Origin of the sequence: Streptomyces rugosispiralis, assembly GCF_024505145.1 — a bacterium.
In the GTDB taxonomy this organism is placed as follows: Bacteria; Actinomycetota; Actinomycetes; order Streptomycetales; family Streptomycetaceae; genus Streptomyces; species Streptomyces rugosispiralis.
The window spans coordinates 1-20,110 of sequence record NZ_JANIAA010000075.1 but is presented as its reverse complement, the minus strand read 5'-3'; the positions used below and the strand labels follow the sequence as shown (position 1 = coordinate 20,110).

The following is a 20,110-nucleotide window of genomic DNA, read 5'->3' as shown; positions in this document are numbered from 1 at the left end:
TGGATCACGCCCGTCTGGAGTCGATCCGCGTCGTCATCACCCGGCCGTCCGAGACGTTCATCCGCCTCGGCGTGGTGGACCGGTCCCGCGATATCCCCTACCTGCGGACGGACTCAGGCGGCGACAACACCCGAGGCCGGGGGCTGCTGTTGGTCGATGCCCTCACGGACCGATGGGGGACGGACCGATACCGCTGGGGCAAGCAGGTATGGGGCGAGCTGAAGTGCGGTTGATCACCCGTAGCGTCCACTGCCCGCGTGGCCTCATCACGGCGTTCCGGGCCAGGCCGCAGGAGCGTTGCTAATGGCGGGCGGCGAGCGGACCGGGGTCGCCCCGCACGCTGAGGAGGCATGGCGGGCGGCCATCGAGCACGCTGCGGGCTGCCCGGCCTGCCGGACGCCCGGCGCCGTATGCGCGACCGGGGAGCGGCTGCTCAGCGTCTACGAGACGGCAGCACGGCTCGCCCGTTCGGAGGAAGTCGTATGAGGCACCGTCGGCAGTCGACCGCTACCCGGGCCGGGCTGCTTGCCTTCCGTGCCACTCGCATGGGCCTGATGCTCTGCGTGATTCCCGCGCTGCGGGTGCTCGCGGTCCGGCTCTGCTTCGCGAGCACCCCCACCCCATAAACCGGGTGGGTCGCTGGGCTCCGGGCCCCCGTACCGGACGACGGCCCCAGCGGCTCACCCTCCAAGCCCCCTGCGATAGGCGCAGCCCAGGCGTAGCCGCCGCAGGGCAGGGACTTCGGCCCCGACCGGGGAGCGGATCGCGCTGCCGCTGCGCGACCGGGCGACCGGGCGACCGGCGACCCGCGCCCGTCGGACGAGCCGCACCCGTAAGAGGCGTGCACCCAAGAGGCATGCGCCCAAGAGAGGCGTGCGTCACTCTTCCTGGACTGCGAACCGCATCAAATCAGCCACCTTGACCGAACCTTTGCCATTCACGGGGCACTCCTTGACCTTACGCGGGATCCACACAGGCAAGGCTCAGTTAAGTTAGGCCAGCCTTATTCGCCCGCCGTACGTCCGCCCTGTCCTGCCTGTCCCGCCTGTCCCGATTCCGTCTGGAGCCCGTATGCGAGCCGCTCGCACCTCCGTTGTCGCCGCGATATCGGCACTGACGACGATCACCGCCGTCGCCGGATGCGCCCAGAAGTCCGACGCCAAGGACTCGGACGCCATCCAGGTCACCGCCTCCGACAGCGCGTGCGAGGTCTCCAAGACCTCCTTCCCCGCCGGGCATGTGAAGTTCGCGGTGGAGAACAAGGGCTCCAAGGTCACCGAGGTCTATGTCTACGCCCCGGGCGACCGGATCGTCACCGAGCGGGAGAACATCGGCCCCGGCACCAGCACTTCCATCAACGCCGAGATCAAGACCGGTTCGTACGAGATCGCCTGCAAGCCCGGGATGAAGGGCCACGGCATCCGCCAGAAGGTGTCCGCCACCGGGAAGGGCAAGCCGGCCCAGCGCGACCCCAAGCTGGACAAGGCGGTGGCCGAGTACCGGACGTACGTCCAGAAGCAGGCCGACAACACGCTGCCCGTGGTCCAGAAGTTCGCCGACGCGATCAAGAAGGACGACCTCCAAGGCGCCAAGAAGCTCTACGCCCCCTCGCGCGTCGGCTGGGAGCGCACCGAGCCGGTCGCCGAGTCGTTCGGCGATATCGACCCCAAGGTGGATGTGCGCGAGGACGGCCTGGAGAAGGGCCAGAAGTGGACCGGCTGGCACCGGCTGGAGAAGTCGCTGTGGCAGGCCAAGAAGATCACCGCGGCCGACCATGACCTGGCCGACCAGCTCATCAAGGACCTGAAGGACTGGCAGAAGCGCGTCGGCACCGCCGACATCACCCCCACCGGCATGGCCAACGGCGCCAAGGAGCTGCTGGACGAGGTGCAGACCGGCAAGGTCACTGGTGAGGAGGAGCGCTACAGCCACACCGACCTGGTGGACTTCGAGGGCAACGTCGAGGGCGCCGAGACCTCGTACAAGCTGCTCAAGCCCGTGGCTTCGAAGAACGACCCGGAGCTGGCCAAGGAGCTGGACAAGCAGTTCGCGGCCGTCGCCAAGCTGCTGGACCAGTACCGCGAGGGCGATGGCTTCGTGTCGTACGACACCGTCTCGGAGTCCCAGCGCAAGAAGCTGTCCGACGCGGTCAACGCGCTCGCCGAGCCGCTCTCCCGGCTCGCCGCCGCCGTCGTCACCAAGTGAGGGGGCCGGACATGACCGACGAGGCCAACACGGCTCCCTCGCGTCCCTCGCGCGCGACCGGTACGGCTCCCTCCCGCCGGGCGCTGATCGGCTGGGGCGGCGCCGGGCTCGCGCTCGGCGCCGCGGCCGCCGGGGGCACCGCGGCCGCGCTCAGCGGCGGCTCGGACGACACCCGGACGGTGGCCGACAGCGGCGCCGCGGTGCCCTTCCACGGGGCGCACCAGGCGGGGATCGCCACCGCGGTGCAGGACCGGCTGCACTTCGCGGCGTTCGACGTCACCACCGACGACCGCGCCGAGCTGATCGCGCTGCTGAAGGAGTGGACGGAGGCGGCGGCCCGGATGACCCAGGGGCGCGCGGTCGGCGGCGGCGCGGTGAGCGATCTGGCGGAGGCCCCACCGGACGACACCGGCGAGGCGCTGGGCCTCAAGGCGTCCCGGCTCACCCTCACCATCGGCTTCGGGCCCACCCTCTTCCGGGACAAGAAGGGCAAGGACCGCTTCGGCATCGCCGACCGCCGTCCCGAGGCGCTGATCGACCTGCCCGCCTTCCCCGGCGACAACCTCGAACCGGCGCGCAGCGACGGCGATCTGTGTGTGCAGGCGTGCGCCGACGACCCGCAGGTGGCCGTGCACGCCATCCGCAACCTGGCCCGCATCGGCATGGGCAAGGTGGCCATCCGCTGGTCGCAGCTGGGCTTCGGCAAGACGTCCTCGACCACGCCGGACGCGCAGACCCCGCGCAACATGATGGGCTTCAAGGACGGCACCCGGAACATCGCGGGCACCGACACCGCCGCCCTGGACAAGCATGTGTGGGTGAGCGGCAAGGCGGGCCCGGCGTGGCTGGCCGGTGGCTCGTACCTGGTGGCGCGCCGCATCCGGATGCACATCGAGACCTGGGACCGCACCTCGCTCAAGGAGCAGGAGGACGTCTTCGGCCGGGACAAGGGCGAGGGCGCGCCGCAGGGAAAGCAGCGCGAGCACGACGAGCCCGATCTGAGGGCGATGCTGCCGGACGCGCATGTCCGGCTGGCGCATCCGGATTCCAACGGCGGGGCCCGCATCCTGCGCCGCGGCTACTCCTTCACCGATGGCACGGACGGTCTGGGGCGGCTGGACGCGGGGCTGTTCTTCCTCGCCTACCAGCACGACGTACGGGACGGATTCGTGCCCGTACAGCGGCGGCTGGCGCGCACCGACGCGCTCAACGAGTACATCCAGCACGTGGGTTCGGCGCTCTTCGCGATCCCGCCGGGCGTCCGGGACGCGAACGACTGGTGGGGCCGGGCGCTGTTCTCCTGACGGACTCCCCCAGAAATCCTCGACCACCTCCTCCAGGAACCCTCGACAAGGAAGGCGAACCCCGTGTTCGGCAATTACCTGATCGGACTGCGCGAAGGGCTCGAAGCCAGCCTGGTGGTCTGCATCCTGGTCGCCTATCTGGTCAAGACCGGGCGCCGGGAGGCGCTGCGCCCGGTGTGGCTCGGGATCGCCGTCGCGGTGATCCTGAGCATGTCCTTCGGCGCGGCGCTGGAGTTCGGCTCGCAGGAGCTGACCTTCGAGGCGCAGGAGGCGCTGGGCGGTTCGCTGTCGATCCTGTCGGTGGGCCTGGTGACCTGGATGGTGTTCTGGATGCGGCGCACCGCCCGCCATCTGAGGTCCGAGCTGCACAGCAAGCTCGACGCGGCGCTCGCGATGGGCACCGGGGCGCTGGTGGCCACGGCCTTCCTCGCGGTCGGCCGGGAGGGCCTGGAGACCGCGCTGTTCGTGTGGACGGCGGTCCGGGCGAGCAACGACGGTACGGCGGACCCGCTGATCGGCGTGATCCTGGGCCTGGTCACCGCGGTGGTGCTGGGCTGGCTGTTCTACCGGGGCGCGCTGCGGATCAACCTGGCGAAGTTCTTCACCTGGACGGGCGCGATGCTGGTCGTGGTGGCGGCGGGGGTGCTCGCGTACGGCTTCCACGACCTCCAGGAGGCCGACTGGCTGCCCGGGTTGCACTCGCTGGCCTTCGACATCAGCTCCACCATCGCGCCGGACTCCTGGTACGGCACGCTGCTCAAGGGCGTCTTCAACTTCCAGCCGGACCCGACCTGGCTCCAGGTGGGGATGTGGGCGCTCTATCTGGTCCCCACGCTCGCGCTGTTCCTTCGCCCCGGTAGGGTGTCGCCGTCCACAGCAGCCCCCACGAATCGGGAGCCGGAGCCCCATGACACGCAGGTCGCCCCGTCGGCAGCTGGCAGTTCCGACCGCAGCGGTGGTACTGACGCTGGGGATGACGCTCACGGGGTGCATGACGGTGCACGGCGAGCGGGAGAACATTCCGTCGGTGGACAAGGCTGAGGCGCCCAAGGCGCTCGAGCGGTTCACCGACACGTACAACAAGGCGTACCGGGAGCTGGATCCGGCGCTGGCGAGCCAGGTGGAGACGGGCCCGCTGAAGGCCATCACCACGGCCGACCTCAAGGCCCAGCACGCGAGCTCGCCCGACGGCAACCCCAAGTACCCGTCGCTGGAACTGTCCGACGTCACCTACCACATCCCCAAGCAGGTGGGCTGGCCGAAGTTCTTCGTCGCGGACACCGACAGCAACCGCGACGACAACCGCTGGCTGTTCGTCTTCACCCGTGACGGTGCCGACGAGCCGTGGAAGGCCGCGTATCTGTCGATCCTCGGCCAGGACGAGGTGCCGGACCTCGCGACCGACAAGGACGGCTGGGCCAAGCCGGTCCGGGCCGCGGGGCCGGCCCCGAAGCTGGCCACCCGGCCGGACAAGCTGAGCGCGGAGTACACGGACTACCTGATGACGGGCAAGGGCTCGGTCTTCGCCGACGGCCAGTCCACGTCGGGGCTGCGGGACACCCGGAAGAAGTACCTGCGCACGCCGAAGTTCTGGACCGAGTACATCGACAGCCCGGCGCAGGACGCGCAGGACGCCCCGGTGGGGCTGCGCACCTCGGACGGTGGGGCGATCGTGTTCTTCACCTCGCACCACCGGCAGAAGCAGACCATGGCGAAGGGGTTCCGGCCCAACCCGGATCCGCAGATCAAGGCGCTGATGACGGGGGAGGCGAAGAAGGCGGTGACGCTGACCCGCATCGCGGAGTCGGCGGTACGGGTTCCGGCGAAGGACGCGGCGGACCCGAAGGTGGTCTTCCTCAACCGCCTGGAGGGCGTGACCGCGGCGAAGGGCGAATAGGTAGCGGCCCGGGGGTTCGTTGTCAGGTGCGGGCCGGTGGGTGGGGTGTGCCCACCCGTTCCTCCCCCAGCTACCGCTGGGAGGTGCCCCCTCCGCGGAACGATTGCCCACACCCCTGCCTTACCGCCCCATGGGCCAGGCAGCCGTCTCCTGATCCTGATCCTCGCCCGCGAAGCGGGCACATGCATCGGTGAGCGTCTCGAGCAAGCTCAGCGGATCCGGCAGCGGCCGCTCCGGCCCGAGCACCCACCCCACATGCCCGTCCCCGGGCAACCGCGCGGGCGGCACCAGCACATAGCTCCCCCGGCAATGCCACCGCAGCCCCGGATGCTCATCCATGGTCTCCGGATGGCAGTCCAGCTCACACGGCCACCACTCGTCCTCGTCGTCGGGCGTACCCCGCGTGGCCGTGAAGAAGAGCATCCGGCCCTGCTGGAGATCGCCACTGCTCGTGGCCACGGGACCGACCTCGACCTCGGCCGCGCCCAGCCGCTCCAGGGCGAGCCGCCCCGCGTCCGCGGGTACGTCGAGCACATCGTGGACGATGCCGGTGGCGGTGATGAAGTTGGCCTGGGGATCGGCGCGCAGCCACTGCGTGACCTTGTCCGGGTCGGTCGTCGCCTGGGTCTGCCAGGCGAACGAGACGGGGTGGCGGGCCGGGGTGGGACAGCCGATGCGGTCACAGGAACAGCCGTAGCCGGAGGGGTGCGCGGCCGGCGCGAGCGGGAATCCCGCCGCCGCGGCGGCCATGAGCAGATCCTCGCGGACGCCCCCGGCGCCCGCTCCCGTGCCCTGGTCGCCGCCCGCTCCGCTCCTCGGCCGGCGCAGCCACTGGGAGAACCTGCCCTTGCGTTCCATCTACCGCCTCGCTTCACCGCCGGTACCGGCGGTACCGCCGGTACCCGATCAATGCTGCCACCATCCTGCTCCGGAAGTGGCCGGTGTCCGCATCCGGGGTGGGTGAGAGCACCCCGACCGGGTGTCGATATCAGGACATAAGGGGCGTCACGCCCTTAGCGTTCCGTTTATGATCAGCAGGCATTTTCTGACCGCCGTCGTGGTGCTCGGCCTCTCCATACCGGCGGCCGTCGCGGCCCACCCCACCGCTCGTCCGTCCGTACGACGCCTCGTAGCCCCGGCCGCCGAAATGCCCCCGGCCGCCGAACCGGCGCGCCTCGGCCTCCGGCCCGCGCTCATGACGCCGTCGTCCCGTGGACCCGCCGTCGTCTACACCGCGCACCGCGGCGGCGCGCTGGAGGTGCCCGAGAACAGCATGTCCGGGCTGGCCACCGCCTTCGGCCGGCATGACGTCCAGGTGCTGGACTTCGACAGCCGCATGCTGGCGGACGGCACGCTCGTGGTGATGCACGACGCCACGCTGGACCGCACCACCGACCGGACCGGGCCGGTGCGGGCCCTGACCGCCGCCCAGTGGCGGGACGTCCGGCTGCGCCCCGACCCCTCCCTGCGCGGCACCTGGCGGCCCGAGCGGCCACCGACCGTCGCCGAGGTGCTGGACCGGTTCGGCGGCCGGATCACCTTGATGGTGGAGGCCAAGGACCCGGCGAGCCTGCCGCGGCTGGCGAACATGATCCGCGACCGGGGGCTGGTCCACTCCGTCTACGTCAACAGCAACCGCCCCGAGGTGGCCCGCGAGGCCCACCGCAAGGGACTGCTGACCCAGCTGTGGCGGTCCGCCCGGCAGATGCGCACCGACACCCCGCGCGAGTGGCGCGGAGTCGTCGATCTGCTGGACGTCGACTACCGGGCGCGCGACCAGGACGTACGGCGGGCCGTCGCCTCCGGGATACCGCGGGTGTGGGCGCACACCGTGGACACCCCGGCGCAACGGGACCGGATGCTGCGGCTGGGCTGCGACGGCATCATCACGGACGCGCCGGGACGGCTGATCTCCACACCCGTACGGATGCCGCGGGCGCCTGGCGGGGGATGAATGGCGGTCCACGCCGGGTGGACGCGCGGGCCGGGCGGCGACCCGGGCCGAGCGGCGACCCGGGCCGGGCGGCGAAGGTAGCCCTGGGGACAGCGGGACCCCGTGAGAGACTCCCGGCCCGGACGGCGGCTCAGCGGACGCCCGGCGGCGCGGGCGGCCCCCCGGCCGCCGGTAGAATCGCCCGAATGCACGCCCCCGATGCCGCGCCCACCGACGAGACGCCCCACACCGCGCTCGCCGGACTCCTCGACGGTCTGCCGCCCCGCCAGGCGGCCCAGGCGGTCGACCGGCTGATCGGGCACTACCGGGGGCGCACCCCGACCGACGCGCCCGTGCTGCGCGACCGCTCCGACGTCGCCGCGTACGCCGCGTACCGGATGCCCGCGACCTTCGAGGCCGTGCGCGCCGCCCTCGACGCATTCCGCGCCCGGACGCCCGAGTGGGCCCCGGCCACGCACATCGACATCGGCGGCGGTACGGGCGCGGCCAGTTGGGCGGTGGCCGCCGCCTGGCCGCGGGCCGGGCACACCACCACGGTCCTGGACTGGGCCGAGCCCGCGCTGGACCTCGGCCGCGAACTGGCCCGGCAGGCGCCCTCCGAGGCGCTGCGCACCGCCCGCTGGCAGCGCCGGGCCATCGGCGCCGGCCTCGCGCTGCCGGACGGGACCGACCTGGTCACGGTCTCCTACGTGCTCGGCGAGCTGACCGAGGCCGATCGGCACGCCGTGGTGACCGAGGCGGCGCGTGCGGCGCGGGCCGTGGTGCTGATCGAACCGGGCACCCCGGACGGCTATCTGCGGATCCGCGAGGCCCGGGACCGGCTGCTGGCGGCGGGGCTGCGGATCGTCGCCCCCTGCCCGCACGGCGCGTCCTGCCCGATCGAGCCCGGCGCCGACTGGTGCCATTTCGCCACCCGGGTCCGCCGGTCCTCCCTCCACCGGCGGGTCAAGGGCGGTTCGCTGCCGTACGAGGACGAGAAGTTCAGCTATGTCGCGGCCGTACGGTTCGACGCGACGCCCGCCGGGGCGCGGGTGGTGCGCCGCCCGCAGATCCGCAAGGGCCAAGTGCTGCTGGACCTGTGCGGGCCCGAGGAGGGGCTGGGGCGCACCACGGTGACCAAGCGTCAGGGGCCGCTGTACCGGGCGGCCCGCGATGTGGCCTGGGGCGATGTCTGGCCCCCCGAGGAGGAGCCGCCCAGCTAAGCGCTCCGCTGGGAGTGCCCCGACCTGCCGTCGATCGCCCGCGGCGCCATCATGGCTGGTCGCGCCCACGCGACGCAGCCGCACATCGACACAGCCCCGCGCCCCTTCGGGGACACGCTCCTACGGGGTGTCCGGTGGACCACGCGGCAGAGCCGCATATCAATGCCTCAGCGCTAGGCTCGCGCTATGCCTACATCTGAGAGCGTGACGCTTCGGACGCTCGATGGCCTACACCTGGCCGGCACACTCGTGCGCCCCGATACACAGGCCTCGGCCGCTGTCGTGCTTGTGCACGGCGGTGGCGTCACTCGGTAAGAGGGCGGGTTCTTCACGCGCCTGGCCGCTGGAATGGCCGAGAGTGGTGTGGCATCTCTCCGGTTCGACATGCGCGGTCACGGCGAAAGCGAGGGTCGACAGGAAGAGCTGACCCTGGCCACGGTCCTGAATGATATTCGTGCAGCCATCACCTATATCCGCGAAGCCGCCAGCGCATGGGAAATCACGTTGCTGGGTGCCAGCTTCGGTGGCGGCATCTGCGCATACTATGCCGCTAAGCGCTCGGCAGATCTTTCGCGACTGGTACTGTTTAATCCTCAGCTGGATTACAAATGGCGCACCATCGACACGCGAGCCTATTGGGTCAATGATTCAATCAGCGAAGAGGCGGCGCAACAACTCAACGAACGCGTGCTCATCAGATCCGGCGGCGTGCCGAAATCCTCAAGACCCTCCCGTTCGCCGAGCCAGATCACCTGATCGACGCAATGGAGCACGCCCCGCTGACGGTCGACTGCGCGCGTGCCCGGGGCGAGCGCATCAGCCCGTACGAGGAACCCTTGCACCGCCCATTCACCCGACTGACCGAAGTGCTGGCCGAGCACGGGGCCCGCGTGGTCGTGACGGGACTCGGCGGGGACGAAATGGTGGCCCTCTCGCAGGACGAGTACCCGCACAAGTCCATGGGCGAGATCAGCGACGCGCTCCCCTGGGTCGGCCAACGAGCACGGGCGGCGCTCGAGTACGCGGACGACGGCATCGCACCGCCCGCCGCAGTCAACAGCATGACCTTGCTGTCTCTGGAGACCACGGCCCCCGTGCTGATGCGAGCCGGCATCTGGCCCCTGCGCCCCTTCGCCGACCCCGGCATGGTCCAACTCGGCGATCCCATGCACTGGCGCGAGCTCAAACAACTTCAGCGGCGACGCCTCGCCTCACTTGGGCTTAGCCCGGACGTCACCGAGTCCCGCGTGCGGGAGTCTTTCGCAGAAGTCGTCCAACACTCACTGACCACGCACGCCCGGCAGTTGTTCGCCCGGATACTCATCGACGGTTCCCCACTCTTCGATGAACAGCTGGTTGACCCTGATGGCCTGCGCCTGGCCGTGCGACGACTGGCCGAAGAGCCCTACCGCGAAGACGGTGACGCGCAGCTCCTCGAAGTGCTGGATCTGCACTTCGCCGCCCAAGCCTTCCTGTAAACCATGCGGTAACCACACCGGTTTGCCGCCGACCGACCCCAGGAGACACGGTGTTCGCAATGCGCCCGGCCGCGGCCGACGACATCCCTGCCGTAGAGAACATGATCCTCGCCCGCTCCGCGTGGTTGGAGGAGCGAGGCCATCCGAGCTGGCGGGAGAACGCTGCCGAACTCGCACGGCAGGCAGAGAACTCTGACGGTGATGTGTGGGTCCTCGCCGAGGACGGCGGACAGGTCATCGGGTGCACCACCGTGCAGGAACAGACCCCGCCCTGGGGCTGGACGCAAGACGAACTGAACGAGTCGGCCCACTACCTCTACTCGACAGTCACCGACCCCGCGCACTGTGCGAAGAAGCCGGGAACCGTCATGGGACTGTGGGCGGTGGACCGGGCCGCCCGGGAGGGGAAGGCATGGGTCCGTCGTGGCTGCAACTTCCCCGAATTGGTGAGGTACAACGAGAGCCAGGGCTTCAGCCTGGTGCACGAAGTGCAGCGCACGAAGAATCGGGTCTATCTAATGGCCCGACGGGCCGAGCGCATCGCTGACCTCGAAGAGAGGTTCCGGGCCCTGTAGCCGCTCCGCATCCGGGTTTCCCGAAACCTGGGCTCCGCCCCTGGACCCCCGGGGCCCGGGGCGGAGCCGCAGATCGATGCTTCGGGAACGGGGCGGGTAGGGGAACAGCCCGCCGCAGGCGTCACGGCCCCGCGGCCGACGACGGGGTGAAGGTGACCGGGAGGGAGACCAGGCAGCGGTACCAGAGGGAGTCCATCCACTGGAGCTCATCGGGCCCGACCGCCAGCTCCAGATCCGGCACCCGGTCCAGCAGCACCTCGATCGCCGTCTCCGAGATGATCTTGCCAAGGTCGGGCGCGCCCGCCGGGCAGCCGTAGTCGCCGCCGGTGAAGGACACATACGCGTTGTTCCCGGCGTACCCCGCCCCGGTGTCGGGCCACAGCAGCGGGTCCGCGTTGGCGGCGGCGAGGCCGAGGACGAGGAGGTCGCCGGCGCGGATGTGCTGGCCCCCGAGCGTGGTGTCCCGGGTGGCGAAGCGGCCGATGACGTTCTGGAGCGGGGAGTCCGCCCACAGCACCTCGTTCATGGCCTCGCCGATGCTGCGGCGGTTGCCCGCGAGGGTCATGGTGAACCGGTCGTCGGTGAGCATCAGCCGGACGGTGTTGCCGATCCAGTAGGACGTGGCGGGCATGCCCGCGGCGATCATCACCATCAGGTCCCCGACGAGTTGCTCGTCGGTGAGGTCCGGGGAGTTCTGGATGAACCGGGAGGTGACGTCCGGGCCCGGCTCCTCGCGCTTGGCCGCCACCAGGCGCCGTACCACCTCGGCGGCCCGCTGCTGGGCCGCCATGGCCTCGTCGTTGGAGAGCAGCGAGACGGTCACCGCCTCCGCCATGTACTCCAGCTGGTCCTCGGGCAGGCCGAACATCTGGCCCATGGCGAGGGCGGGCACCGAGTACACGTAGTCCAGGACCAGGTCCGCCTTGCCGCCGCCGACGAACTTGTCGATCAGCGAGTCGGCGAAGCGCTCGCAGTGCCGGCGCAGTTCGAAGGGGTCGACGCAGGCGAGGGCGTCGCTGACGGCCGCCGAGCGCCGCCGGTGTTCGTCCCCCTCGGTGAAGTGCATCATGGGGCTGTGGGCCACCCAGGGCATGAGGGGCCAGTCGGACGGCACCTCGTCCCAGCGGTTCCAGCGGCGCGAGTCGCGGCCGTAGGTCTCGACGTCCATGACGACCTGGCGTATCTCGCGATAGCCGAGGACGAGCCAGGCGGGGACGTCGGACTCCAGCAGGACCGGGGCCACCTGTCCGTGGTCGCGCCGCATCCGCTCATAGCTCTCGGCCGGATTCCGCAGGTACCGCTCCCCGTACAGCAGCGCGGGGGCGGCGGCGGAGGGGTCGGCGTGGGCGGGGCAGCCGGGGGGCGGCGCCACCGGGCCCGGATCACCGGGCGCGTCCTCCACGCCCAGCGGGGCCTGTGGGGCCGGGGAGTCCTGCGGGTCCTGGAGGTTCGTCACAGCGGTCTTCCTCATGGCGGTGGAGCAGCGCTGCCGTCCGGGGGTACACGGCAGTGGCAAAGGCTAACCAAGCGAACGGATCAGGCCAACTGTCCGGACACCACCGACCGGTGAGGGCCGGTCAGCCCAACGCCCCGGCCAGCGCCGTGGCCGCCGCCGCGCGGGGCGCGCTGTCGCCGGGGCGGCGGCGCGGATGCACCGTGGTGGCGAGCAGCACCAGATAGGCCCCGCGGGCCCGGTCCACCACCAGGCTGGTCCCGGTGAACCCGGTGTGCCCCGCCGCGCCCCGGCCCGCCAGCTCCCCCATGAACCACGGCTGGTCGACCTCGAAGCCAAGACCCGGCGCGGTCAGCATCAGCTCGGTGGACTCCGGGGACAGCACGGGCCCGCCCCCGGCCAGCAGCGCCCGGCACAGCACGGCCAGGTCCCCGGCGGTCGAGAAGAGCCCGGCATGGCCCGCGACCCCGCCCAGCGCCCAGGCGTTCTCGTCGTGCACCACGCCCCGCAGCATCCCCCGGTCCAGCTTGCCCCAGGGCCGCCGCTGGTCCTCGGTGGCCGCGATCCGGGGCAGCCAGGAGGCGGGCGGGTTGAAGCGGGTGTCGGCCATGCCCAGCGGGCCGGTGACCGTCTCCTGGACGAGCCGGTCCAGCGGCTGCCCCGCCGTCCGCTCCAGCACGCGCTGGAGCAGCAGGAAGTTGAGGTCGGAGTAGCGGCGGGCGGTGCCGGGCGGGGTGGCCGGCGGTTCGGCCGCGAGCCGGGCCAGCGCCCGCTCCCGGCCGTCCTCCTCGTACAGCGGCAGTTCGGGGATCAGCCCGGAGGTGTGGGTGAGCAGCTGCCGTACGGTGATGCCGTGCCCGGCGGCGGCCGTGCACTCCGGGGCGTACGCGGCCACCCGACCGTCCAGCGCGATCAGCCCGCGCTCGACGGCCCGCAGCGCCACGATCGTGGTGCACAGCTTGGTGAGCGAGGCGAGGTCGAAGATGGTGTCGCGGCGCACCGGCTCCCACCGCTCGCGCGGCAGCTCCACGCCCCGGTCGGTCCTCTCGTCGTACGCCGCGTAACGCACCGCCCAGCCGAAGCACTCCTCGGCCAGCGGGCCGGAGCCGGTCCCGGCGGCCAGCGCCACCCCGGAACACCACGGGCGCTCCCCCTCGGGAAGCGCCCTGACGGTCTCCAGCAGCCGGGTCAGACCACGGTCACGCGTCGATTCGTACGTCGCTGCCACGGACGGCAGAGTCCCATGAAGCAGGCCATGGCCGCGAGCGCGCAGCACAGCTGGACGACGGCCATCGGCACCGCGGTGGTCTCGCCCGCGATCCCCACCAGCGGGGAGGCGACCGCGCCCAGCAGGAAGGTGGAGGTGCCCAGCAGCGCGGAGGCGGAACCGGCGGCGTGCGGGGTGCGGTTCAGGGCCTGGGCGTTGGTGTTCGGCATGGCCAGGCCCATCGCGGACATCAGCACGAACAGGCTGGCCGCCACCGGGACCAGACCGGCCTTCCCGAAGACCCCGGAGGCCAGGACGAGCAGCGCGGCCGCCGCGACGGTGATCACGACCAGCCCCACGGTCAGCACCTTGTCCATGCTGACCCGCCCGACCAGCACCCGGCCGTTGAGCTGGCCGGTGGCCACGAGGCCGATCGAGTTCAGCCCGAAGAGCAGGCTGAACGTCTGCGGCGAGGCGCCGTAGATCTCCTGGACGACGAAGGACGAACCGGAGACATAGGCGAAGAGCGCCGCGAAGGCGAAGCTGCCCGCGAGCACATAGCCGGTGAAGACGCGGTCGGCGAGCAGCCCGCGCATGGTGCGCAGGGTCTGGCCGAGCCCCCCGTCATGGCGCCGCTCGGGCGGCAGCGTCTCGCCCATCCACCGCCAGACCACGAGGGTGAGCAGCGCGCCGATCACGGTGAGCACCACGAACACCCCGCGCCAGTCGGTGAAGCGGAGGATCTGGCCGCCGATGAGCGGGGCCACGATGGGCGCCACGCCCGAGATCAGCATCAGGGTGGAGAAGAAGCGGGCCATCGCGATGCCGTCGTAGAGGTCCCGGACGACGGCGCGGGCGATCACGATCCCGGCCGCGCCCGCGAGCCCCTGGAGCAGCCGGAAGCCGATGAGCAGCCCGGCGGTGGGGGCGAAGGCGCAGACGGCGGTGGCGATGACGTAGACCACCATGCCGATGAGCAGCGGACGGCGGCGCCCCCAGCGGTCGCTCATCGGGCCGACGACGAGCTGGCCGAGCGCCATGCCCATCAGACAGGCGGTGAGGGTGAGCTGGGCGGTGGCGGCCGAGCTGTGGAGCGCGTCGGTGACCTCCGGCAGGGCCGGGAGGTACATGTCCATGGACAGCGCCGGGAGGGCGGTGAGCCCGCCGAGGATCAGGGTGACGAGAAGGCTCGTACGGCGCTGCGCGACGAGCCCGGGAGAGGCGGCAGCGGAGGTGAGGGAGGCTTCGGGGGACGGGGTTCCGGGCAGGTCGGCCCGGGTGGGAGCGGCGGCCGGTTGGCCGGGCTGCTGCATGCGTACCTTCCATGAGTCGTTGATACGTTTCTATGCTCTCAGCGATTCGAATGGACTCGAACCTCTGGGGACAGGGGGGAACGGGGTCGGGATGGCCGGGACGAGCGGGGCGGGCACCGTGCGGTGGGGGATTCTGGCGACCGGTGGGATCGCCGCCTCGTTCGCCACGGATCTGCTGGAGATGACGGACGCGCAGGTCATCGCGGTCGGCTCGCGCCGGCCGGAGTCGGCCAAGCGGTTCGCGGAGCGGTTCGGGATACCCCGCGCCTACGGCGGCTGGGCGGAGCTGGCCGCCGATGACGACATCGATGTGATCTATGTCGCCACCCCGCACTCGGCCCATCGGGCGGCGGCCGGGCTGTGCCTGGAGGCGGGGCGCGCGGTGCTGTGCGAGAAGCCGTTCACGCTCAATGTCCGGGAGGCCGAGGAGCTGGTGGACCTCGCCCGGTCCCGGGGCCGCTTCCTGATGGAGGCGATGTGGACGTACTGCGATCCGGTCGTCCGCCGGATGACCGAGCTGATCCACGACGGCGCGATCGGCGAGGTCCGGGCGGTCCACGCGGACTTCGGGCTGCCCGGCCCGTTCGATCCCGACCACCGGCTGCGCGATCCGGCGCTGGGCGGCGGCGCCCTGCTGGACCTCGGCGTCTATCCGGTGTCGTTCGCCCAGTTGCTGCTCGGCGAGCCGGACGAGGTGCGGGCGGTGGGACAGCTCTCCCCCGAGGGCGTGGATGTGAACACGGGCCTGGCGCTGGGCTGGGACAGCGGCGCGGTGGCGCTGCTGTCCTGCTCGATCACCGCCGATACGCCGATGACGGCGGCGGTGACGGGCACGGCGGGGCGGATCGAGTTCCCGCGCGGCTTCTTCCACCCCGAGCGGTTCGTACTGCACCGGCCCGGCCGGGATCCGGAGGAGATCACGGCGGTGGACGGGCTGCGCTCCTACCAGCGGGAGGCGGCGGAGGTGATGCGTGCGCTGCGCGCGGGCGAGACGGAGTCCCCGATGGTGCCGCTGGACGGCACGCTGGCGGTGATGCGGACCCTGGACGCGGCCCGGGAGCGGCTGGGGGTGCGGTATCTGGGAGAGGACGCGGACCCGGAGGAGGGCGGGGCGTGAGCGGGGCGGTTCGGTGACGGGACGTGAGCGGGGCGGGCCCGTGACGAGGCGTGAGCGGGGCGGGCCCGGCGCATGGGGTGCGCGCCGGGCCCGCCCGCCCGTCAGACCTGCTTCAGGCCGGGGTTCCCGGCCTCGCTGACGAACGACGCCGCCGTGGTGAGCGGCGCGCCCTGGGTCGTGACCGCGGAAACAGTCTTGTAGTCGGCCCGTGCCCGCTCCTCGTCCAGCGAGACGGTCACATAGCCGCGCCGGCCGTTGTAGAACTTCATATGCGGGTTGGCGGCCATGTAGGTGGCCCAGTTGTCGGGCTTGTCGGCGCCGTCCTTGCCGCTGCTGATGGAGGTGCCGACGAACTCCACGCCCAGGGTCCGGGAGCCCTGGTCGTCGAAGTCCTTCTTGATGTCGAAGGCGTAGTGCACATGGACATCGCCGGTCAGGACGACGAAGTTGTCCAGGCCCGCCTTCTCCACACCGGCCAGGATCCGCTCCCGGGAGGCGGGGTAGCCGTCCCACGAGTCCATGGAGAGCTTGGAGCGCGCGGCCGTGGTGTTCTTCCGCTGGGAGAAGGTGACCTGCTGCGGCAGCACGTTCCAGGTGGCGGTGGAGCGCTGGAAGCCGTCGAGCAGCCAGCGCTCCTGGGTGGTGCCGGTGAGGGTGCGCGAGGGGTCCTCGGACTCCGGTCCCGGGTACTGCCAGCCGTCGCCGTACGCCTGGTTGGAGCGGTACTGGCGGGTGTCGAGGATGTCGAACTGGGCCAGCTTGCCGTAGTGGAAGCGGCGGTAGAGCCGCATATCGGCGCCGCTCGGCCGCTGCGGCATCCGCAGCGGCATGTTCTCCCAGTACGCCCGGTAGGCGGCCGCCCGGCGGATCAGGAACTCGTCCGTCGGGCCGTCGTTCTCGTCGACGTCGCCCGCGTAGTTGTTCTCGGTCTCGTGGTCGTCCCAGGTGACGTACCAGGGGAAGGCGGCGTGGGCGGCCTGGAGGTCCTCGTCGGACTTGTAGAGCGCGTAGCGCAGCCGGTAGTCCCCGAGCGTCATGGTCTCGGTGTTGAAGTGCGCGGGGAGGGTGCGGTCGGTGTACTTGCGGGCGCCGCCCGCGGCGTTGACCGCGTACTCGTACTGGTAGTCGCCCACGTGGAAGACGGCGTCCAGGTCCTCCTCCGCCAGATGGCGGTAGGCGGTGAAGTAGCCGTCGTGGTACGCCTGGCAGGACACGAGGCCGAAGCGGACCTCCTGGACCTTGGCGCCCAGGGCGGGGGTGGTGCGGGTGCGGCCCACCGGGCTGGTCCAGTTCCCGGCCTTGAACCGGTACCAGTACACGCGGCCCGGCTCGAGCCCCTTGGCGTCCACGTGCACCGTGTAGTTGAACTCGGCGTGCGCGGTGGTGGTCCCCCGGCGGGCGACGCGGCGGAACTTCTCGTCGCGGGCGATCTCCCACTCGACCTTGACGGTGCCCTCTTCGGGCAGCCCGTTGCCCGGCTCGTAGGGGCGGGGCGCCAGCCTGGTCCACAGCACGACGGCCTCGGGCAGCGGGTCGCCGGAGGCCACGCCGAGCGTGAAGGGGTCGTCGGCGAGGGCGTGCGGCGTCGCCTGCGCGGCGTGGGCGCTGGGCAGGTTGGTGGTGAAGGCCAGCGCGGCGGCGGCCCCCGTCACGGTGAGGAAGCGGCGGCGTCCCAGATGTGCGGCCGCGGCTCGTATGGCGCGCTGATGCGAGTCATGTGCCATGTGCTCTCCCCTGGCTCGTGGCGTCCCTGGCTCGTGGCGTCAGAGGAATTGGAGTGTCGGGGGGCGGCCGGGCGTTTGCGTGCACACGACATCGATATGACCGCTGGGTGAGGTCCGTTGCCGGAAGGGACCTTTACCACGAATCGGCGCACCCCCACGGCGAATCGGCGCACCCCCACGGCGAACTGACGTGGCGTACGCTGCGGCGCCATGAGCGACGGTCGTGTGTCTGTGGTGTCGAAAGTGGCGGTGGTGACGGGCGCGGGCTCCGGGGTCGGCCGGGCCGTGGCGCTCGAACTCCTCGAGGCGGGCTGGTCGGTGGTGCTGGCGGGGCGCCGCGAGGAGGCCCTGGCCGAGACGGCGCGGCTGGCCGGTGGCGGTCCCCCGGCCCCGGTGGTGCCGACGGACGTGGCCGACCCGGAGCGGGTGGACGCGCTCTTCGCGGCGGTGCGGGAGCGGTTCGGGCGGCTGGATCTGCTGTTCAACAACGCGGGCAGCTTCGGCCCGCGCGGCGTGCCGCTGGAGGATCTGGCCTACGAGGACTGGCGGTCGGTCGTGGACACCAACCTCACGGGGGCGTTCCTGTGCGCGCGGGCGGCCTTCCGGCTGATGCGGGATCAGGACCCCCGGGGCGGACGGATCATCAACAACGGCTCGCTCTCGGCGCATGTGCCCAGGCCGGACAGCGTGGCCTACACGGCCACCAAGCACGCCATCACCGGGCTCACCAAGTCGCTTTCGCTGGACGGGCGCCGGTACGGCATCGCCTGCGGGCAGATCGACATCGGCAACGCGGCGACCGAGATGACCGAGCGGATGTCCGCCGGTGTGCCGCAGGCGAGCGGGGAGGTGGTGGCCGAGCCCGTGATGGACGTCGCGGACGTGGCACGGACGGTGCGGCATATGGCGTCGCTGCCCCTGGAGGCGAATGTGCAGTTCGCGACGGTCATGGCGACGGCCATGCCGTACATCGGGCGCGGCTGACGGGTGAGGGAACGTCACCTGTCGTAGATAACCCTCCGGTTGTGGAGATAGTGTGAGGATGCGGGCAATTCACCCCATCGGCACAGCGGTTCCCGGACGCCTCCTCGCCACCCCCCGGACTGTTCGAGGACCGCTCGATATGGCAGGGTCGTTTCCCACCGCGCCACAACTTTCACCACCGCCCCACCACCGCTCCACCGCTGCCCCACCACTGCCCCACGCCACGCCGCTCCGCACCGCTCCCCACCGCTCCACACCGCCCCACACCGGCATCCGAACGAAGAGAGACCGCCGTGCGTTCTCTGCCGCTCACCCTGGTCGCCCGTCTGCTGCCCGTCGCCGTCCTCGCCGCCGCGGGGGTGGCCATGACGACGTCGGACGACTCGGACACGAGCGCCGCCCCGGCGGGCCCCTCCCCGCAGACCTCGGCCCCGGCCACCGGCGCCGCCGCGCCGCGCTACGCCAAGCCGCCCGAGGAGGCGTGCACGGTCCTCCCGGAGTCGATGATCAAGGACCTGGTGCCGGGCGCCAAAACGGCCGGGAACGAGCTGAAGTCCAGCAACCTCAACCGCCGTACGGGCTGCTCCTGGCACGCGCTGGACGACTTCGACTACCGCTGGCTGGACATCGCCTACGACGTCAAGAGCGTCGCGGGGAAGCAGAAGAGCGAGGGCGGCAGCCCGGTGCCCGGCCTCGGCGACAACGCGTCGGTGACCGAGAAGACCACCGAGGACGACGACCAGGGCATACGTGAGGCCGTGGTGACGGTCCACCAGGACAACGCGACGGTCACCGTGACCTACAACGGCGGCGATTTCGAGAGCCACAAGGCCGCCGACTCCGATGACATCCGTAAGGGCGCCATCGACGCGGCCAAGAAGGCGCTCGCCGCACTCGACGGCTGATTATCGCGCTCAGTCCTTGAAGCTCGCCGCTCACCCATGCACCAAGGGAACCAGACTGCCTCTGAACTGCGAAAACGTGGGTTCTAGGCAATCCACTCACTCACAGGGTTCCGGAGGCGGACCCCCCTTGGCGAATGGACAACGACGGAGCGGGAAGACCTGCCAAACCTGCGCACACTGGGCATCGAAGAGACAGAACTCAAAGAGCTTGGACTCGGTGGCCCTCTTCCCGTTCGGAGATTGACCTGCAGGGAGGAAAATCCTCAGCGCCGCAACTGAGAGCTTTTGTGCGGGTCAGGTTATGGCCTCAGTTCGGCCCGCAGAGCATCGACAAGGGCGACATACCGACCATCCATCGCATCGATCATGCCGTCTAGCCCTTCCTGTGCTACAGGCTCACCTATTATCGCAGCAGCATTCGCGAACATTTGTGCGACAAGTGATTTATAAGCTTCCCTTGTCGCGTCTGACGCAAGAAGATCGAGAGGGTTCCACACTTTATCTATGGCATGCCAAGCGCCTCGTCAGTCAAACAGGCTGAGTTCCAGCCGCTCATCTAGGAGTTCCTCAGCGGACATGTGCGGCCACGGTCTCGCCCAGCCACGTAAGTTTCGCATCCAAGGTTCAAGTTCCTCAATCAGGTTCAGCGAAGCTCGCAACCGCTGCTCGGCAAATGGACTACCATGCGAGAAGCTTCCGAGCGGGGCCTTATGTGACGACTGATGGAAGTTGATATCTCCATGCACATGCCCCGCCTGAACAACCGCCCCCTTGGAATTGCCGGAAAGATCC

20 protein-coding genes and 1 pseudogene are annotated in these 20,110 nt (G+C 70.7%); 15 read left to right on the top strand and 6 right to left on the bottom strand.

The genetic code is table 11. The features are described from left to right. From NP777_RS45615 to NP777_RS45585, 7 genes are all read left to right on the top strand, one after another. A partial coding sequence (locus NP777_RS45615) for an ATP-binding protein (protein ID WP_256656101.1) occupies nt 1–233 on the top strand: 233 nt, incomplete at its 5' end. A 70-nt stretch (nt 234–303) separates the two neighbouring features. Next, nucleotides 304–486: a hypothetical protein gene (locus NP777_RS45610; RefSeq protein WP_256656100.1), complete on the top strand. Its 183-nt coding sequence runs from the start codon at nt 304–306 to the stop codon at nt 484–486. Next, nucleotides 483–626 carry a hypothetical protein gene (locus tag NP777_RS45605; protein ID WP_256656099.1) on the top strand — a complete coding sequence of 48 codons (144 nt, stop codon included), beginning with the start codon at nt 483–485 and terminating at the stop codon, nt 624–626. Before NP777_RS45610 ends, NP777_RS45605 begins: the two co-directional genes overlap by 4 nt. A 445-nt stretch (nt 627–1,071) precedes the next feature. Then, nucleotides 1,072–2,205: an iron uptake system protein EfeO gene (gene efeO, locus NP777_RS45600; RefSeq protein ID WP_256656098.1), complete on the top strand. Its 1,134-nt coding sequence runs from the start codon at nt 1,072–1,074 to the stop codon at nt 2,203–2,205. A gap of 11 nt (nt 2,206–2,216) precedes the next feature. Beyond that, a complete protein-coding gene (gene efeB / locus NP777_RS45595) occupies nt 2,217–3,509 on the top strand; it encodes an iron uptake transporter deferrochelatase/peroxidase subunit (protein ID WP_256656097.1) in 1,293 nt (430 codons plus the stop codon). Between the two features lie 63 nt (nt 3,510–3,572). After that, nucleotides 3,573–4,550, top strand: a complete 978-nt coding sequence (gene efeU / locus NP777_RS45590) for an iron uptake transporter permease EfeU (RefSeq protein WP_256656096.1) — start codon at nt 3,573–3,575, stop codon at nt 4,548–4,550. Continuing rightward, complete coding sequence (locus NP777_RS45585) at nt 4,501–5,406, top strand: hypothetical protein (RefSeq protein WP_256656095.1); 906 nt, start codon at nt 4,501–4,503, stop codon at nt 5,404–5,406. Before efeU ends, NP777_RS45585 begins: the two co-directional genes overlap by 50 nt. A 120-nt stretch (nt 5,407–5,526) precedes the next feature. Here NP777_RS45585 and NP777_RS45580 read toward each other — a convergent pair whose 3' ends face one another. Beyond that, nucleotides 5,527–6,264, bottom strand: coding sequence for a bifunctional DNA primase/polymerase (locus NP777_RS45580; RefSeq protein WP_256656094.1), 738 nt, complete (start codon nt 6,262–6,264; stop codon nt 5,527–5,529). Nucleotides 6,265–6,433: 169 nt separating this feature from the next. On the opposite strand from NP777_RS45580, the gene NP777_RS45575 reads away from it, so the two are divergent. The 5 genes and pseudogenes from NP777_RS45575 (at nt 6,434) to NP777_RS45555 (ending at nt 10,615) form a co-directional block, all read left to right on the top strand. Further along, on the top strand, nt 6,434–7,360 hold the full coding sequence (locus tag NP777_RS45575) for a glycerophosphodiester phosphodiesterase (protein ID WP_256656093.1): 927 nt from the start codon (nt 6,434–6,436) through the stop codon (nt 7,358–7,360). A 185-nt stretch (nt 7,361–7,545) separates the two neighbouring features. Beyond that, a complete protein-coding gene (locus tag NP777_RS45570) occupies nt 7,546–8,562 on the top strand; it encodes a small ribosomal subunit Rsm22 family protein (RefSeq protein WP_256656092.1) in 1,017 nt (338 codons plus the stop codon). 333 nt (nt 8,563–8,895) lie between these two features. After that, a pseudogene (locus tag NP777_RS45565) lies at nt 8,896–9,318 on the top strand (alpha/beta hydrolase); the annotation flags it as partial. Nucleotides 9,319–9,326: 8 nt separating this feature from the next. After that, a complete protein-coding gene (locus NP777_RS45560) occupies nt 9,327–10,040 on the top strand; it encodes a hypothetical protein (RefSeq protein ID WP_256656091.1) in 714 nt (237 codons plus the stop codon). A 59-nt stretch (nt 10,041–10,099) separates the two neighbouring features. Beyond that, a complete protein-coding gene (locus NP777_RS45555; RefSeq protein WP_256656103.1) occupies nt 10,100–10,615 on the top strand; it encodes a GNAT family N-acetyltransferase in 516 nt (171 codons plus the stop codon). A gap of 121 nt (nt 10,616–10,736) precedes the next feature. Here the strand turns inward: NP777_RS45555 and NP777_RS45550 are convergent, their stop codons facing one another. The 3 genes from NP777_RS45550 to NP777_RS45540 all read right to left on the bottom strand — a co-directional run bounded on the left by NP777_RS45550 (nt 10,737) and on the right by NP777_RS45540 (nt 14,588). Further along, on the bottom strand, nt 10,737–12,071 hold the full coding sequence (locus NP777_RS45550) for a cytochrome P450 (RefSeq protein WP_256656090.1): 1,335 nt from the start codon (nt 12,069–12,071) through the stop codon (nt 10,737–10,739). A gap of 121 nt (nt 12,072–12,192) precedes the next feature. After that, entirely contained in the window at nt 12,193–13,197 is a 1,005-nt protein-coding gene (locus NP777_RS45545; RefSeq protein ID WP_256656102.1) for a serine hydrolase domain-containing protein, read from the bottom strand. 59 nt (nt 13,198–13,256) lie between these two features. After that, nucleotides 13,257–14,588, bottom strand: a complete 1,332-nt coding sequence (locus tag NP777_RS45540; protein WP_256656089.1) for a multidrug effflux MFS transporter — start codon at nt 14,586–14,588, stop codon at nt 13,257–13,259. A 91-nt stretch (nt 14,589–14,679) separates the two neighbouring features. On the opposite strand from NP777_RS45540, the gene NP777_RS45535 reads away from it, so the two are divergent. Then, nucleotides 14,680–15,705, top strand: coding sequence for a Gfo/Idh/MocA family protein (locus NP777_RS45535; RefSeq protein ID WP_256656088.1), 1,026 nt, complete (start codon nt 14,680–14,682; stop codon nt 15,703–15,705). A 101-nt stretch (nt 15,706–15,806) separates the two neighbouring features. Here the strand turns inward: NP777_RS45535 and NP777_RS45530 are convergent, their stop codons facing one another. Beyond that, a complete protein-coding gene (locus NP777_RS45530; RefSeq protein ID WP_256656087.1) occupies nt 15,807–17,429 on the bottom strand; it encodes an alkaline phosphatase D family protein in 1,623 nt (540 codons plus the stop codon). A 210-nt stretch (nt 17,430–17,639) separates the two neighbouring features. On the opposite strand from NP777_RS45530, the gene NP777_RS45525 reads away from it, so the two are divergent. Together NP777_RS45525 and NP777_RS45520 are read left to right on the top strand one after the other, a co-directional pair. Beyond that, on the top strand, nt 17,640–18,413 hold the full coding sequence (locus NP777_RS45525) for an SDR family oxidoreductase (RefSeq protein WP_256656086.1): 774 nt from the start codon (nt 17,640–17,642) through the stop codon (nt 18,411–18,413). A gap of 293 nt (nt 18,414–18,706) precedes the next feature. Next, nucleotides 18,707–19,318, top strand: a complete 612-nt coding sequence (locus NP777_RS45520) for a hypothetical protein (RefSeq protein ID WP_256656085.1) — start codon at nt 18,707–18,709, stop codon at nt 19,316–19,318. A gap of 524 nt (nt 19,319–19,842) precedes the next feature. On the opposite strand, the gene NP777_RS45515 is transcribed toward NP777_RS45520, so the two are convergent. Further along, the coding region (locus NP777_RS45515; protein ID WP_256656084.1) for a hypothetical protein at nt 19,843–20,110 on the bottom strand (268 nt) is incomplete at its 5' end.

Excerpts from the sequence above, each read along its gene's own strand:
- NP777_RS45580 (WP_256656094.1), bottom strand. The coding sequence starts at position 6,264 with ATGGAACGCAAGGGCAGGTTCTCCCAGTGGCTGCGCCGGCCGAGGAGC.
- NP777_RS45610 (WP_256656100.1), top strand. The coding sequence starts at position 304 with ATGGCGGGCGGCGAGCGGACCGGGGTCGCCCCGCACGCTGAGGAGGCA.
- efeB (WP_256656097.1), top strand. The coding sequence starts at position 2,217 with ATGACCGACGAGGCCAACACGGCTCCCTCGCGTCCCTCGCGCGCGACC.
- NP777_RS45540 (WP_256656089.1), bottom strand. The coding sequence starts at position 14,588 with ATGCAGCAGCCCGGCCAACCGGCCGCCGCTCCCACCCGGGCCGACCTG.
- NP777_RS45560 (WP_256656091.1), top strand. The coding sequence starts at position 9,327 with ATGGAGCACGCCCCGCTGACGGTCGACTGCGCGCGTGCCCGGGGCGAG.
- NP777_RS45585 (WP_256656095.1), top strand. The coding sequence starts at position 4,501 with ATGACGGTGCACGGCGAGCGGGAGAACATTCCGTCGGTGGACAAGGCT.
- NP777_RS45605 (WP_256656099.1), top strand. The coding sequence starts at position 483 with ATGAGGCACCGTCGGCAGTCGACCGCTACCCGGGCCGGGCTGCTTGCC.
- NP777_RS45530 (WP_256656087.1), bottom strand. The coding sequence starts at position 17,429 with ATGGCACATGACTCGCATCAGCGCGCCATACGAGCCGCGGCCGCACAT.
- NP777_RS45570 (WP_256656092.1), top strand. The coding sequence starts at position 7,546 with ATGCACGCCCCCGATGCCGCGCCCACCGACGAGACGCCCCACACCGCG.
- NP777_RS45555 (WP_256656103.1), top strand. The coding sequence starts at position 10,100 with ATGCGCCCGGCCGCGGCCGACGACATCCCTGCCGTAGAGAACATGATC.
- NP777_RS45575 (WP_256656093.1), top strand. The coding sequence starts at position 6,434 with ATGATCAGCAGGCATTTTCTGACCGCCGTCGTGGTGCTCGGCCTCTCC.
- NP777_RS45525 (WP_256656086.1), top strand. The coding sequence starts at position 17,640 with ATGAGCGACGGTCGTGTGTCTGTGGTGTCGAAAGTGGCGGTGGTGACG.
- efeO (WP_256656098.1), top strand. The coding sequence starts at position 1,072 with ATGCGAGCCGCTCGCACCTCCGTTGTCGCCGCGATATCGGCACTGACG.
- NP777_RS45535 (WP_256656088.1), top strand. The coding sequence starts at position 14,680 with ATGGCCGGGACGAGCGGGGCGGGCACCGTGCGGTGGGGGATTCTGGCG.